We start from the raw sequence: 15,011 nt of genomic DNA, 5'->3' as shown, positions 1-15,011 counted from the left end.
GCCACCTCACATGCGTTACCCAGCAGTCGGGTTGTGCGCGGCGACCGGCGTGCGCACGTCTTCCGTTCCGGGCTCGGCACAGGCCGGCAGCCGGACGGAGAACACCGTGTCGCCCGGTACCGAGCGCACCGCGACCTCACCGCCGTGCGCGACCGTCACCGCCTGCACGATGGCCAGCCCCAGTCCGGTGGAGCCCGCGTGGCGCGAGCGAGAGGCGTCTCCCCGGGCGAACCGCTCGAAGACGTGCGGCAGCAGCGCCGCCGGAATCCCCGGGCCGTCGTCCCGTACCTCCATCGTCACCCAGGGAGCCCCCGGCGTGGCCGCGCGCACGCGGGCGGTGACGGTGGTGCCGGGCGGAGTGTGGCTGCGCGCGTTGCCCAGCAGGTTGACCAGCACCTGGTGGATGCGGGTCGCGTCGGCCCGTACCGTCGCGGGCGCTTCGGGCAGCTCCAGCCGCCAGAGGTGACCGCCCTCGGCCGACCGGGCACGGTCCGCCGCGCGCGCGTCGCTCACCGCGTCCACCACGAGGGGCGAGAGGTCGGTGGGCCGGTGGTCGAGCGGTCGGCCCGCGTCGAGCCGGGCCAGCAGCAGCAGGTCCTCCACCATCCCGGTCATCCGTTCGGCCTCGGACTCGATGCGCCCCAGCGCGCGCCGGGTGTCGGGTCCGATGGACTCGTCCCCGCGCCGCGTCAGTTCGGCGTACCCGCGGATCGAGGCGAGCGGGGTGCGCAGTTCGTGACTGGCGTCCGCGACGAACTGCCGCACGCGCGTCTCGCTCTCCTGCCGGACGGCCAGGGCCGAACCGACGTGCCCCAGCATCCGGTTGAGCGCCGCACCGACCTGCCCGACCTCGGTGCGGGGATCCGCCTCCGCCGCGGGGACGCGTACGAGCGGCGCCACCTCGCCGCTGTGCAGCGGGAGTTCGGAAACACGCGTCGCGGTGGCGGCGACCCGGCGCAGCGGGCGCAGCGCCACCCCGACCATGGTGACCCCCGCGATCCCGGCGGCGATGAGCCCCGCCCCCGTGACACACACCTCGACCAGGATGAGCGCGGCGATGTCCCCGCTCACCTCCTCGCTCGGGATGCCGACGAGGAACGTGACACCGCCCTTGGCGGAGGCCGACTCGACGCGGTAGGAGCCGAGTCCGGGCAGTTCGACGTCGTGGGTGGCGGAGTCGCCGGCCGCGCCGGAGGACTCCAGGGCCTCGGACTGGGCGGTGGTCAGCGGCGTGGACGTGGGGACCCTGTCCTCGCCCCGATCGGCGAACACCTTCGAGTCGAGGACCGTGCCGCCGTCGGTGACGACCGCGCCGACCGTACCGATGGGCTGGCCGCCGTTGCCGATGAAGTCGAGCAGCCCGCCACCCGGACCACCGCCGCCCGGCCCCGGTACGCCGACCCCCGGGCCCAGTCCGGCCCGGACCGCGATGGAGTCCAGCTGGTCGTCGAGCTTCCCGTACATGTAGCTGTGGAAGGCGATCGCCGTCACCGAGCCGATCACGGCCGCGACGACGGCGATGAGCGAGACGGCGGAGACCACCAGCCGGGTCCGCAGCGTCCAGGGCCGCCCGGCCCTTCCACGGGCGCCGGCTCCCTTGCGGCCGCCGACTCCCGCGCGGCTGCTGCCGACTCCGTCACGGCCGCCGGGTCCGTCACAGCCGCCGGGTCCGTCGCGGTGGGTCGCCTGCCGGCCGGTCCGCCTGCGCACGCCGGCTACTCGCCGGGCTTGATGAGATAACCCGCGCCCCGGCGGGTGTGGATCATCGGCGTGCGACCCGCGTCGATCTTCTTGCGCAGGTAGGAGATGTAGAGCTCGACCACGTTGGCCTGGCCGCCGAAGTCGTAGTTCCACACCCGGTCCAGGATCTGCGCCTTGCTCAGCACCCGGCGGGGGTTGCGCATGAGGAAGCGCAGCAGCTCGAACTCGGTGGCGGTGAGGTGGATCGAGGTGCCGCCCCGGCTGACCTCGTGGCTGTCCTCGTCGAGCAGCAGGTCGCCGACGACGAGCGTGGACTCGCTGCGGGCGGTGGTGGACGTGCCGGAGCGGCGGATCAGCCCGCGCAGCCGCGCCACGACCTCCTCCAGGCTGAACGGCTTGGTGACGTAGTCGTCGCCGCCCGCCGTGAGACCCGCGATCCGGTCCTCCACCGCGTCCCGAGCGGTCAGGAAGAGCACCGGCACGTCGGCGTGGTCGCGGCGAAGCCTGCTGAGCACCGCCAGCCCGTCCATGTCCGGCAGCATCACATCGAGCACCACCGCGTCGGGGCGGAAGTCCCGGGCGGTCCGCAGCGCACCGGCGCCGTCCCCGGCGCTGCGCACGTCCCACCCCTCGTACCGCAGGGCCATCGAGAGCAGCTCGGCGAGCGGCGGCTCGTCGTCCACGACCAGCACGCGGACGGGGTTGCCGGGCTTACCGGTGGTGCGGTCGGCCCTGAGCGGTTCGGTACGCCCCTGGGGCGAGGTCGTCGTCATCCCCCCACTCTGTGAGACCGCTCTGAGAGGGAGCTTGCCCATTCCTGTGAAAACCCTGAGAAATGAGTCAGGCTCTGGTCATGAGGACACCAAGACCTGGACACCAAGACCGGACATGACCGAACCGGAGGAGCACCGGCGGGACCGGTCCTCCCCGGCGAAGAACCCGTCAGAACACCGGTAGTCACATCTCGTCGGACCACCCGTCGGACCACCCGTCGGACCACCGTCAGAAGAGCCCGTCCTGCACGGCGCCCCGCCCCAGATCGTCGACGGGGACGGTCACCGCCGGACCCCAGCCACCACCGCTCCCGCCGGTGCTCCCGCCCCCGCCGGTGCTCCCGCTCGCCACCGGCCCGTCCGGCGCGTCACCGGTGGCCCGTACGAGTTCCCAGCCGGTCATCAGCCGGGTGTCCAGCACCACCACCGCACCGCCGTCGCCGGTCGCCAGGTGGAGATCCGGTCCGGCGGCCGCCACCAGCCGCCCGGCCACCCCGCCGCCCGCGACCAGCTCCCGTACCGCTCCGGCGCTGGATCCCAGGGCCGCGAGACCGAAGAGTTCCGTGTGGTCCACCGCCTCGTACGGCAGCCGCTCCAGCGACTCCGGCCAGCCGCGCCCGTCGAGCGCCGCCGCCCTCCCGTAGAGTTCCGCCACCTCGGCCCGGCGCCCCTCCGGGCCCGGCAGCGCCCCGCGCACCGCGCGCTTGCGGGCGTACGGAATCCGGTCCGGCACCCCGAGCGCGGCGCGCAGCACCTCCTCGGTCCGCCGCGCCGCCATGAGCGGGCCCCGCCCCAGCCAGCTGAAGACCACGGCGCCCTGCTCCCGCAGCCGTGCGGCGCCCCGCTCCTCGGCGGTGATCCCGACCTTGACCATCCCCGGCCCGAACCACGCGAGGTAGACCCGGTACGTACGCGGGTCGTCCGCGATCGTGTCCGCCGCCACCGAGTGCGCCCGGTCCAGCCGCGCGCACTCCGCGCACCTGGCACCCGTGCTCCGGCCCGGCACCGGCGCCCCCACCGGGCAGAGGTTCTCGCGCGCACCCACGCAGGTCCGCTCCCCGAGGGCCCGGAAGCCGAGCTCGCTCCCGTACACGAGGACGCTCCCCCGCCGGTCCCGGTCGCTGCGCCACCCCAGCTCCGGGGCGTCCCCGGGCCACCGCAATCCGGTGCACCGCCAACCCACGTCGACCCCCGAGACCGTCACCATCCTGATCCTGCGAGGGATCAACCCTACGGGGCCTTCCGGGACCGGTCGCCTCCGCTCGGTTCCGGTCGCTTCCGGTCACCTTCGACCTCGATCGGTCTTGAGGTGCCGGGGGCCCGAAAGGCCCTACAATCCCGGCCATGGCACTGACCATGGACGACGTGGACCGCTTCGAGGCATCCCGACCGCGCCTGGAGGCCATCGCCTACCGCCTCCTCGGGTCCGCGAGCGACGCCGAGGACGCCGTGCAGGACACCTTCCTGCGCTGGCAGGGCACCGACATCGGCCACATCGAGGTCCCCGAGGCCTGGCTGACGAAGGTCCTCACCAACCTGTGCCTCAACCAGCTGACCTCGGCCCGCGCCCGCCGCGAGACGTACGTCGGCCAGTGGCTGCCCGAGCCGCTGCTCGCCGGAGACCCGATGCTCGGCCCCGCCGACACCGTCGAGCAGCGCGAGTCCGTGTCGTACGCGGTCCTCGCCCTCATGGAACGCCTCTCCCCCAACGAGCGCGTGGTGTACGTGCTGCGGGAGGCCTTCGACTACCCGCACCGGAGGATCGCGGAGATCCTCGACATCACCGAGGCCTCCTGCCAGCAGATCTACCACCGCGCGAAGAAGCACGTCGCGGAGGGCAAGTCGCGTACCGAGATCGACGAGGCGGCCGCCCGGCGGATCGTCCACGAGTTCCTCGCCGCCGCCACCAGCGGCCGTACCGAACCCCTCGTACGGCTCCTCACCGGCGACGCGATCGCCATCGGCGACGGCGGTGGCAAGGTCCCGGCCCGCGCCAAGGCCTTCGAGGGGGCGCTCGCGGTGGCGAAGTTCATGCGGGGCCTCTTCAAGCCCGGCCCGGCCAAGCGCAACCTCGTCGGCGGCTCCCCCGGGGTCTACGCCTGGACCGCCAACAACACCCCCGCCCTGGTCGTGGTCCTCAACGGCCGGGTCATCGGGATCGTCTGCATGGAGATCACCGCCGAGGGCATCGCCGCGTTCCGCAGCCAGGTCAACCCGGACAAGCTGGTCCGCGCGACCGAGCGGTGGGCGGCGGCCGGTGACCACGGCGAACCCCTGCTCCGCCCCTTCTGACCGCACCCTGCCCCACGTGAGCCACTGATGTGAGCCACGTCACAACACACCTCTGTCAGGAATCGTCGGGCTGTCCGGTTCAGGAGGCGAACCGCGCGGAACAGGACGCGAGACAGGGAGCCAGGGAAATGAAGGACCACACCGTCCGGAAGCACCGCATCATCGTCCTCGGCGCCGGATACACCGGAGCCATCGCCGCCGGCCGCCTCGCCAAGCGGCTGCGGCGCGAGGACGTCGACATCACCCTCGTCAACGCCGAATCCGACTTCGTCGAGCGGGTCAGGCTGCACCAGCTGGCGGTCGGCCAGGAGCTGCGGCCACGCCCCTTCGCCGAGATGTTCGCCGGCACCGGCGTGGAGCTCAGGCTCGGCCGCGTCACCGCCGTCGATGCCGACCGCAAAACCGTCACCGTCACCGTCCTCGACGGGAGCGGGCCGGGGAACGGAAACGGGAACGGTGGCGGGACCGCGGGCGGGACCGGTGGCCATGAAGCCTCCGCCGCGGAACTCCCGTACGACACCCTCGTGTACGCCCTCGGTAGCGGCTGGAACACCCACGGCGTCCCCGGCACCGCAGAGCACGCCCACGACATCACCGGCCGCCCCGGCGCCCTCCGACTCCGCGAGCGCCTGGCAGTCCTCGGCGCAGGATCGCCGGTGGTGGTCGTCGGTGGCGGCCTCACCGGGGTGGAGGCCGCCACCGAGATCGCCGAGGCCCGCCCCGACCTCGACGTCACCCTCGCCGCACACGGTGAACTCGGCGACTGGCTCTCCCCCAAGGGCCGCCTCCACCTGCGGAAGGTCGCCGGCAAGCTCGGCATCACCGTCCGCGAACACACCGCCGTCGAGGCGGTGGGGGCCGACCACGTCGTCACCGCCGACGGCACCGCCGTCCCCGCCGCCGTCACGGTGTGGACCGCCGGCTTCTCGGTCCACCCGATCGCGCAGGCCACCACCCTGGAAGTCACCGGCGACGGCCGGATCGTGGTCGACAGGACCCTGCGCTCGGTCTCGCACCCCGACGTGTACGCCATCGGCGACGCCGCCCACGGCATCGGCCCGGCCGACAAGCCCCTGCGGATGTCCTGCGCCTCGGGCGTCCCCCTCGCCTGGCAGGCCGCCGACACCATCGCGGCCCGCCTGACCGGGGACAAGCTCCCGAAGCCTTCGGCCCGCTACTTCAACCAGTGCATCTCGCTGGGCCGCAAGGAGGGCCTCATCCAGTACGTCACCGCCGACGACCGCGCCGTCAGCGCGGCCCTGACCGGACGGCTCGCCGCCTTCTACAAGGAAGTCGTCTGCAAGAGCGCCGCCTGGGGCGTCGCCAACCCCACCCTCGGCCTCCCGTCGCGCCGCCGGCCGCTCGTGCACCAGACGCCCGGGGCGGCCCCGGCCCCGGCTGCGGCCCCGCAGGACGCGCTGCCGGAGGCGGCGTCCTGACCGACCCGGCGGCTTCCCGCAGGCCGTGGACGGAAGAGCAGCTCCGCCCTCGGCCCGTACATCCGTTACGGGCCTGCGGGTTGGCGCTGTCAGCCCCGCCGGGACCCCGGTTACCTGACCGACCTCCCCTACAGCGAGGGCCCGTTGCGGGTGGGCCGGTCCCGGACCACCGGTGGCTGGAGCGACTTCCTTCAGGAAGACGCCGTCGGCATCCTCCGGAACACCGCTCGCCCCGCGCTCCCTCCCGCCGGGGCGAGCGGCCTTCGGGACCGCGCCACGCAGGGGCGGACAACGCGAGAGGCCCCCGGGATTTCTCCTGGGGGCCTCTGGCCTGCTGTGCACTCGGCAGGATTCGAACCTGCAACCTTCTGATCCGTAGTCAGATGCTCTATCCGTTAAGCTACGAGTGCTTGGCGTTCCGGGCTTTTTTCTTCCCGGTCGGCGTTGCGAGAACAACATTACATGAACCGCGCCGTGACGCGAAATCCATTGCCCTCACCCCGCCTGACCTGCGGAAACGTCCCCAGAGGGTGAATCTCGACGGTTCCGGGGCGCGCTGCCGCCCCCGTCCTTCCGCCTCTGCCGCTCGCGGAAACCGTTCGAACGGGCCTCCACGGGCGGGAGCCACCGCGATCCGGACCCGGACCCGTACCTCGCACGATCACGACCGGGAATGATTGGGAACGACCGGATTCGGCCCCGGCCACGGCGACCGCCCCGACCGCGAGCACGGCAGGTCCTCCGAGCGACGGCCCCCGAGAACGACCGAAGCCCCGCGCCAGGGGCACGGGGCTTCGGATGGGGCGGAGGCGGAGGGATTTGAACCCTCGATGGGTTTTAAAACCCAAACCGCATTAGCAGTGCGGCGCCATAGACCGGACTAGGCGACGCCTCCAGCACACCTCGCGCAAGCGCGAGTGGTGCGTGCAGATGATGACACAGCCGGAGCCGGTGTCACCAATCGCGGCCCACGGTACTAGGCAGGTGGGCGCGGTGGCAAAGCAGATACGGCCCTGATGCGGGGAAGATCCGGCGCGCTCCCGTTCCCGGTCGGCGCTCCCTGCCCGTACGCCGGCCCGTCGCCCTACTGAACGCCCCGCCCGCCCCGCCCGTACGCCCGGCGTGCGCCCCGGCTTGCTCCGTGCGGCCCTTCCGGATCGCGCAACGTCGGGGCGGGAGGGACGTTAGGGACACCAGGAAGGGCCGACGTGATCCAGGGACACGAGATGGGTCAGCCGCTGCCCGCCGCCCACCCGTGCCCGTGCCCCAGGACCAGGAGCCCCGCAATGTTGCGCCGTCTCGCCCTCACCGCCGTCCTCTCGATCGCCGCGCTCTCCACGGCCGCCCCCCTCGCCACGGCCGTGGGGCCGCTGCCCGTGCCCATCGAGGGGTCGGGGCCGCTCCCGGTGTCCGAGCAGCCCGGGCCCACCGTCCCGGACGGGACCGCCGGCCCGAACGCAACCACGGTCCCGAACGCAACCCCCGGCCCGAACGCAACCCCCGGCCCGAACGGGACCGCCGGCCCGTCCGGCCCGTCCGGCCCCGCCGGCTCCCCGTACAGCGGGATGCTCCGCCCCGCGCGCAAGGGTGCCGGGGCTGCCGAGGCCCGCGGTCCCCGTGACACGGACGACCCCGCCCTCCCCGGCCGCAGCAACGGCGACCGGCCGGGGGACTCGGCCGGTCCCACCACGCTCCCGGCGCCCGTCACCCTGCCGGCGCCCACCACCGGCGGAGCCGAGGCCGACGCGACCACGCGGCTGACGGTGACCGTGGAGGGCTCCGGAAACACGGACTCCGGCAGGACCGACTCCGGGGCCTCCGGCAAGCCCGGCTCCGCACAGCGCGTCGGTGACGGTTCGTACGAGCTGACGTGCACGCCCGCCGCCGGCACCCGGTCGGGTACGCGGGCCGGAGGCGACCACCCGGACGCGCAGGGCGCCTGCGACCGGCTCGCGGAGGCGGAGGGAACCGGTGAGGACCTGTTCCGGCCCGTCGACAAGAACGCGATGTGCACCCAGATGTACGGCGGACCGGCCACCGCACGGATCACCGGGACCTGGCGGGGCCGACCGGTCGACACGACCGTGAACCGCAAGAACGGCTGCGAGATCGCCCGCTGGAACGCCCTGCGCCCGTTGCTCCCGGCCACCGGCCAGTAGGCCGGGCGGTAACCGGCAGGGTCCCGGCCGGCGTCCACCCCCGGGACGCGGGCGTGAAACCGGGCGGGTGCCGGCGGGCCAGTGAGCCCGTCGAGTAGGCCGAATGGGGCTTTTCCCGGCCTCCTTCCCGGGCCCCCGGCGTACGGCTCCGTGCAGAGCTCCGGAGCCGTACGTACGGGGCGCGTTGGGGTGTTTGGGGGGTTCCGGTGCGCACCGGTTGTACAGAAGCTCGACGAGAGCTCCCCCTCATCCACCGTTCCCGCCCGCTCCGGTGCCCGTAGACTCCTCCCGTGACAGCTTGTGGCCCGAGGGGCAAGATGGGGCCCCGGGCCGGCAAGGTGCGGTAAACAGGGAGGAAGCGCGTCGTGAGTAGCAGGCCATCCCGAGGCACTGCTCGCCTCGCAGCCATACTCGACGCCCTCCCTGACGGGCTGCTGCTCGTCAATGCCAACGGCACGGTCGTCAACGCCAACAGCATCGCGCTCGAAATGTTCGAGGCGCCCGGTACGGGCCTGGTGGGACGCGGACTCCTCGATCTGCTCTCCGAGTTCGACTCACGGCTGATCCCCGGGTCGATGCGCCGGCCCGAATCGGCGGACTCCCGGGGCAGGACCAAGCCGACGCGGATGATCGCGCGCCGGACGGACGGCCACGAGTTCCCCGTAGAGGTCACCAGCGCGAGCCTCGACAGCGGGCAGGCCGCCTACAACGACTTCCCCACCTCCTCCTTCACCGGTGACGAGCTGCTGATGCTCGTCGTCCGGGATCTCTCCGGCACCGTCGACACCGAGGCCGAACTGGCCCGTTCGCAGCGGCAGACCGAGATGATCCTGCGGGCCGCCTCGGAGGGCGTGGTCGGTACCGACACGGACGGCAGGGTCGTCCTGGTCAACCCGGCCGCCGCGCAGATCCTCGGTTTCCGCGCCAGCGACCTGGGCGGCAAGGAGCTGCACCCGCTGATCCTGCACTCGCGTGCGGAAGGCGAGCCGTTCCCGTACGACGAGTCGCCGCTCGCCGACACCCTGCGCTCCGGGCGCAAGCACCGGGTGCGCGGGCAGGTGCTCTGGTCCAAGAGCGGCGCGCGGGTTCCGGTGGACCTGACGACCGCTCCGGTGCGGGACGGCGACCAGCTGGTCGGCGCGGTGATGACCTTCACCGACCGCAGGCCGTACGAGGAGCTGACCGAGCAGCACACGACCGAGGTCGCGGAGCTGAACGAGAAGCACGCCGCCGAGATCTCCTCCCTGACGGAGAAGCACACCGCCGAGGTCGCCGAGCTGACCGCGAGCCACACCGCCGCCGTCACCGAACTCACCGAGAACCACACCACCGAGGTCTCCGGGCTCACCGAGGGCCACGCCTCGGAGATGGCCGACCGCACCGAGCGGTACGCCTCCGAGCTGGAGGAGCAGGCCGACCACATCGCCCTGCTCGGTGCGCAGCACGCGCAGCTGACGGCCGTTCTCGGCGAGTCGCTGCGCGGGCCGCTGGAGGAGCTGCGGGGCGAGCTCGCCACGCTCGCCTCCGACCCCGCCGGCCAGCTCTGGCCCGAGGCGAACCAGATCCTGCACCACCTGGCCGCCGGGTACGCCCGGATGACCACGCTGGTCGACAACGTTCTGGGCTACCAGCGCCTGGACCTCGGCACGGAGACGCTCGACAAGGCTCCGGCGCCGATCGACGCCGTCGTGACGGCGGGCATCGACGGCGCGGTCGAGCTGATCGGTCCGGGGCGCGCGCAGTTCGCGGTGCACGCTCCGCCGATCGAGGCCGAGGTGGACGCCCGCCGGCTGGCGACCGCCCTGGCCCACCTGGTCGCGGACGTGGCCGGCATCGACTCCACCGGCAAGACCCGGATCGCACCCGGCGGCGGCTATCTCGACTCGACCGTCGTGGTGGCCGCGGCCCAGCGCGGGGACGTCGTACGGATCGAGGTGCGCGGCCCGTTCGCCGGTGGTGACCCGGTGCACACGCCGATCGTGCGCGGGATCGTGCGGGCGCACGGCGGGGTGCTCCAGACCCACGAGATGCCCGGCATGGCGGGCAGCGCGTACGTGCTCGAAGTACCGCTGGGATCGGGTTCGGGCACGATCCAGCAGCCGCCCCCGCAGGCGCGGGCCGCCCTGCCGGAGCAGGCCACGGAGTCGCAGCCGCAGCAGGAGGTCGCGGCCTTCGAGGCCGTCGGCGCTCCCGCCGTCGTCAGTGGTGGGCGGCGCAGGGCTCGCCGGGCCTCGACGGACGCGTTCCTGGAGAGCGCGCTGAGCCCGGAGGGGCCGGAGAGCCTCGCGGGTACCGAGGGCACGGGTGTCCCGGTGGACTCGTCCGACGGTGCGGGCGGCGCGGGCGCGACCGGGCGGCGCCGGGCACGGCGGGGTCCGGCGGCGGTGGAGGAGCAGGAACAGGAAGCGTTGGTGCCCCGGCCCAGCGAGGGTTCCGGCCGCAGGCGCGGTCGCCCCAGCCCGGCGGAGACCGCCCCGGTTCCGGCGCAGTCCGGTCCCGCCCAGCACTCCGGGCCCGCGGGGCAGTCCGGGCCCGCGGGGCAGTCCGGGCCCGCGGGGCAGGTCTCCGTACCGGATCCGCGGCCCGTATCCGCTCAGCAGTCCGTGCCCGTACCGGCGCAGGCCGGTCCTCCTCAGCAGCTCCCGGCCGCGCAGGCGCGTCCGCGCGGTGCCGGGCAGGCTCTGGCGCTCCCGGCAGCCGGTAACGCGCCTTCGGAGGGCTCCGTCGTGACGGCGGCGGAGGGCGCCCAGGGCGCGGGGCGTCCGCAGCGCGGACAGACCGTGCCCCCGCAGGGCGTCCCGACGGGCCCGCAGGCCCCGGGCGTACAGAACCCCGGCGTACAGGTCACGGGCCCGCAGGCCCCCGGACAGCAGGGCCGACCGGTGCGTCCGGAGGGCGCGGGCCGTCCCGCGCTGCCCGTGCGGTCGCCCGTGGTGCACGACGAGGGCGTTCCGCAGCCCGAGGCGCTCGCACCGGAACTCCAGCCCGCAGGACGTCGCGCCCGGCGTGCGCTGGCCGCCGCGCAGGAGCGGCTGGCCGCCGAGAACGCCGGGCCGCGCACCCCGTTCGCGCTGGGGCCCGCAGACGCCGACCGGCCCGAGCCCGGGCCCGGAGCGGTACCGGACCGGCACGACGCCACCGCCATGGGTCCGGACGAGGACCACACGCCACCGGAGCCGCACCCCGTGACCGCCGCCCCGTCCGGCCGCCGCCGGGCTCGTCCCGCCGAGGCGGCGGGTTCGCCGGAGAGCTGGTCGCGGGTCGACTCGACCGACCGGGTCGGCCGCCCGGCGCACGGGCCCTCCCACGCCGGCATCCACGCAGGTGTCCAGGACGACGACGAGGCGCCGCAGCCCGCCCTGGCGTACGCCGCACGCGACCGGGAAGGCGCCGTCACCGGCGACGGGTTCGCGCGCCCGGCCGTGGCCCCCGCCGCCGCACCGGTGCCTCCCGCCACCGCCGTACCGCCCACCGCTCCCGCCGCGGCACCGCCCGTGCCCGCGCCGCCCGCCGCTCCCGGGCCGGTGTCCGGCGATGCCGGGCCCACCACGCACGCGACCGGCAACACCCACGTGCCGCCCGCCGCCGCGCCCGCGGCCCGCAGGCAGCCGCTGCCCGCCGAGATGCCGATGCCCGGCGGCTCGGACACCCAGGGACGGGCCTTCAGTGTGCGGACACTCGGTCAGGGCGTACCGCTCGTACAGCACCTGGGGCACCAGCAGAACCAGACGCTCGGCGCGGCGGGCCGGCGCCGCAAGCTGTCCGCGCCCCCGGGAGCCGACTCTCCCGCCCCCGCCGCCGCTCCGCAGGGACTTCCGCAAAGCCTTCCGCAGGCTCCGACCCCACAGCCCGCGCGGCCCGGCTCCGGCGCGACGGCGTCGGCCTCCGGGCAGCTGATGACGCCCGTCTCCGAAGGGCGTTCGTACGCCATAGGAGCACCCGACGAGGGTGCCGAGGGCCCGGAGCCGCTGGACGGTCCGGGCGGTGCGGTCGAGATCGCCAACCGTCCGCAGCCCCGGCCGGTCGACGACGAGCTGCCCCCGGAGCCGCTGGACAACCCCCGGCGGCTGCTGGTCTGGCCCGCTCCGGACGTGTCGACCCAGCAGGCGCTCAGCGACCGGGGCTACCGGCCGGTGATCGTGCACTCGCGCGAGGAGGTGGACGCGCAGATCGCCGCGTTCCCCGCCGCGCTCTTCGTGGACCCGCTGACCGGGCCCATCACACGTACCGCCCTCCAGTCGCTGCGCCAGGCCGCCGTGGCGGCCGAGGTGCCGGTGCTGGTCACGGCAGGTCTGGGGCAAGCAAGCCGGGACGCGGCGTACGGCGCCGATCCGGCCGTCCTCCTCAAGGCGCTCGCCCCGCGCGACAGCGAGCAGCACCCGCCCCGGGTCCTCGTCATCGAGGAGCGGGAGGAGATCGCGGAGGCCCTCGCGCAGACCCTGGAGCGGCGCGGCATGCAGACCGTCCGGGCGTCGACGGACAGCGAGGCGGTCGACCTGGCGGCGCGGACGCGGCCGAACCTGGTGGTGATGGACCTGATGCAGGTACGTCGCCGACGGGCCGGGATCATCGACTGGCTGCGGGCCAACGGGCGCCTGAACCACACCCCGCTGGTCGTCTACACCTCGGCCGGACTGGACGGACCGGGGCTGTCGCTGCTCGCTTCCGGCGAGTCCGCGCTCTTCCTGGCCGAACGCTCCACCAGTGACGAGGTGCAGTCCCGGATCGTCGATCTGCTGGCGAAGATAGGGACCAACTGACCGCACGGCAGCGGGGTGGTACGGATCTCCGTACCACCCCGCTGCCGTGCGGCCGGCGTGCGCCGACGTGAGCCGACGTACGGCCGACGTGAGCCGACGTACGGCTGACGTGGACGGTCAGACGACCGTGACGTCCAGTTCGCCGTTCGCGTGCTGCTTGCGGATCACCTTCTTGTCGAACTTCCCCACGCTCGTCTTCGGTACGGCCGCGATGACCGTCCACCGCTCCGGAAGCTGCCACTTGGCGACGCCGGACTCGGCGAGGAATGCCTTGAGGCTTTCGAAGCCGGCGGTGGCGCCCTCCTTGAGGACGACCGTGGCCAGCGGGCGCTCGCCCCACTTGTCGTCGGGTACGGCGACGACGGCGGCCTCGGCCACGTCCGGATGGGCCATGATCGCGTTCTCCAGCTCCACGCTGGAGATCCACTCGCCGCCGGACTTGATGACGTCCTTGGCCCGGTCGGTGAGGGTGAGGAAGCCGTCCGGGCTGATCACGCCGACGTCGCCGGTCTTCAGCCAGCCGTCCACGCTGAACTTGTCCTCGGGACGCGAGGGTTCACCGTCCGCGCCGCCGTAGTACGCGCCGGCGATCCAGGGGCCGCGTACCTCCAGCTCACCGGCCGACTCGTTGTCCCAGGGCAGGTGTTCACCGCCCGGGCCGACCAGCCGTCCCTCGACACCGGCCGGGAAGCGGCCCTGGGTGACGCGGTACGGCCACTCCTCCTCGGCGCTCAGCCCGGCGGGCGGGTTGGCCATGGTGCCCAGCGGGGAGGTCTCCGTCATGCCCCAGGCGTGGCAGAGGCGGACGCCCAGCTTGTCGTACGCCTCCATCAGCGAGGGCGGGCAGGCGGCTCCGCCGATGGTGACCCGGGCCATCGAGGTGAGGTCGCGCGGCCTCGCGGTGACCTCCGCGAGGAGGCCCTGCCAGATGGTGGGGACGGCGGCCGCGTGGGTCGGCCGCTCCTGCTCGATCATGTCGGCGAGGGGAGCGGGCTGGAGGAAGCGGTCCGGCATCAACATGTTCACACCGGACATGAAGGCCGCATGGGGCAAACCCCAGGAATTCACATGGAATTGGGGCACGACGACCAGCGTGGTGTCGGCGTCCGTCAGCCCCATCGACTCGGTCGCGTTGACCTGCATCGAGTGCAGGTAGATCGAACGGTGCGAGTAGACGACGCCCTTGGGGTCGCCCGTGGTGCCGGAGGTGTAACACATGGCGGCGGCCTGGCGTTCGTCGATCTCGGGCCAGTCGAAGGTGGCCGGACGGCCGGCGATGAGCTGCTCGTAGTCGTGCACGCGCGGCGCCACGCCGTCGAGCAGGGAGAGATCGCCGTGGCCCGCGACGACCACGTGCTCCACGGACGGCAGATGGGGCAGCAGCGGCGCGAGGAGCGGCAGCACCGAACCGTTGACGATCACCACCTTGTCGTCCGCGTGGTTGACGACCCAGACGAGCTGCTCGGCGGGGAGCCGCAGGTTGAGGGTGTGGAGCACGGCGCCCATGGCCGGAATCGCCAGGTATGCCTCGACGTGCTCCGAATTGTTCCACATGAGGGTTCCCACACGCTGGTCACCGTCGATGCCCAGTTCGTCGCGGAGGGCACCCGCGAGACGGGTCGCACGGTCGCCGATCTCCGCGAAAGTCCGGCGGTGCGGCTCGGGTTCGCCGGTCCAGGTCGTGACCTGCGACTTCCCGTGGATCGTCATCCCATGGGTCAGGATGCGGGTGACAGTCAGCGGTACGTCCTGCATGGTGCTCAGCACGGCGTCCTCCCGGAGGCGCTACGCAGCAGTAGGGTTCCGCTGATTCTGCGCACATACCGCGCGGTATGTCACTACTCCGGGCCACCCCAATCGGTACGCGCCCCCGGGAGAGCGGTGGTC

General features: G+C 73.5%; 8 protein-coding genes and 2 tRNA genes. 4 read left to right on the top strand and 6 right to left on the bottom strand.

Annotated elements, in window-relative coordinates; genetic code table 11:
• Positions 1 to 15 precede the first annotated feature (15 nt).
• From ACFYPN_RS19975 to ACFYPN_RS19965, 3 genes are all read right to left on the bottom strand, one after another.
• Positions 16 to 1,710, bottom strand: a complete 1,695-nt coding sequence (locus ACFYPN_RS19975) for an ATP-binding protein (protein WP_389299735.1) — start codon at positions 1,708 to 1,710, stop codon at positions 16 to 18.
• Between the two features lie 5 nt (positions 1,711 to 1,715).
• Positions 1,716 to 2,474 carry a response regulator transcription factor gene (locus tag ACFYPN_RS19970; RefSeq protein WP_358759657.1) on the bottom strand — a complete coding sequence of 253 codons (759 nt, stop codon included), beginning with the start codon at positions 2,472 to 2,474 and terminating at the stop codon, positions 1,716 to 1,718.
• 229 nt (positions 2,475 to 2,703) lie between these two features.
• A complete protein-coding gene (locus ACFYPN_RS19965; RefSeq protein WP_358759655.1) occupies positions 2,704 to 3,681 on the bottom strand; it encodes a DUF2797 domain-containing protein in 978 nt (325 codons plus the stop codon).
• A gap of 137 nt (positions 3,682 to 3,818) precedes the next feature.
• On the opposite strand from ACFYPN_RS19965, the gene sigJ reads away from it, so the two are divergent.
• Together sigJ and ACFYPN_RS19955 are read left to right on the top strand one after the other, a co-directional pair.
• Complete coding sequence (gene sigJ / locus ACFYPN_RS19960; RefSeq protein ID WP_358759653.1) at positions 3,819 to 4,766, top strand: RNA polymerase sigma factor SigJ; 948 nt, start codon at positions 3,819 to 3,821, stop codon at positions 4,764 to 4,766.
• A gap of 128 nt (positions 4,767 to 4,894) precedes the next feature.
• Entirely contained in the window at positions 4,895 to 6,205 is a 1,311-nt protein-coding gene (locus tag ACFYPN_RS19955; RefSeq protein ID WP_358759651.1) for an FAD-dependent oxidoreductase, read from the top strand.
• A gap of 337 nt (positions 6,206 to 6,542) precedes the next feature.
• Here ACFYPN_RS19955 and ACFYPN_RS19950 read toward each other — a convergent pair.
• Positions 6,543 to 6,615: transfer RNA gene (locus ACFYPN_RS19950), tRNA-Arg, on the bottom strand.
• Between the two features lie 394 nt (positions 6,616 to 7,009).
• A tRNA-Ser gene (locus ACFYPN_RS19945) sits at positions 7,010 to 7,100 on the bottom strand.
• A 391-nt stretch (positions 7,101 to 7,491) separates the two neighbouring features.
• Between ACFYPN_RS19945 and ACFYPN_RS19940 the strand changes: the two genes are divergently transcribed.
• Together ACFYPN_RS19940 and ACFYPN_RS19935 are read left to right on the top strand one after the other, a co-directional pair.
• A complete protein-coding gene (locus ACFYPN_RS19940; RefSeq protein WP_389299731.1) occupies positions 7,492 to 8,364 on the top strand; it encodes an SSI family serine proteinase inhibitor in 873 nt (290 codons plus the stop codon).
• 365 nt (positions 8,365 to 8,729) lie between these two features.
• The gene (locus tag ACFYPN_RS19935; RefSeq protein WP_358759649.1) at positions 8,730 to 13,124 is read left to right on the top strand and encodes a PAS domain-containing protein; all 4,395 of its coding nucleotides are present in this window, start codon (positions 8,730 to 8,732) and stop codon (positions 13,122 to 13,124) included.
• 117 nt (positions 13,125 to 13,241) lie between these two features.
• Here ACFYPN_RS19935 and ACFYPN_RS19930 read toward each other — a convergent pair whose 3' ends face one another.
• Positions 13,242 to 14,891 (bottom strand): long-chain fatty acid--CoA ligase, encoded by a 1,650-nt coding sequence (locus tag ACFYPN_RS19930; RefSeq protein ID WP_389299728.1) that lies wholly within the window; start codon positions 14,889 to 14,891, stop codon positions 13,242 to 13,244.
• Positions 14,892 to 15,011: the final 120 nt, after the last annotated feature.

This window comes from Streptomyces sp. NPDC005576, from assembly GCF_042871745.1.
Classification (GTDB): Bacteria; Actinomycetota; Actinomycetes; order Streptomycetales; family Streptomycetaceae; genus Streptomyces.
This window is presented reverse-complemented; position numbering and strand designations above follow the sequence as displayed.

Bases quoted from the DNA above. Each gene is read 5' to 3' on its own strand.
- ACFYPN_RS19970 (WP_358759657.1), bottom strand. From the start codon at position 2,474: ATGACGACGACCTCGCCCCAGGGGCGTACCGAACCGCTCAGGGCCGAC.
- sigJ (WP_358759653.1), top strand. From the start codon at position 3,819: ATGGCACTGACCATGGACGACGTGGACCGCTTCGAGGCATCCCGACCG.
- ACFYPN_RS19955 (WP_358759651.1), top strand. From the start codon at position 4,895: ATGAAGGACCACACCGTCCGGAAGCACCGCATCATCGTCCTCGGCGCC.
- ACFYPN_RS19965 (WP_358759655.1), bottom strand. From the start codon at position 3,681: ATGGTGACGGTCTCGGGGGTCGACGTGGGTTGGCGGTGCACCGGATTG.
- ACFYPN_RS19940 (WP_389299731.1), top strand. From the start codon at position 7,492: ATGTTGCGCCGTCTCGCCCTCACCGCCGTCCTCTCGATCGCCGCGCTC.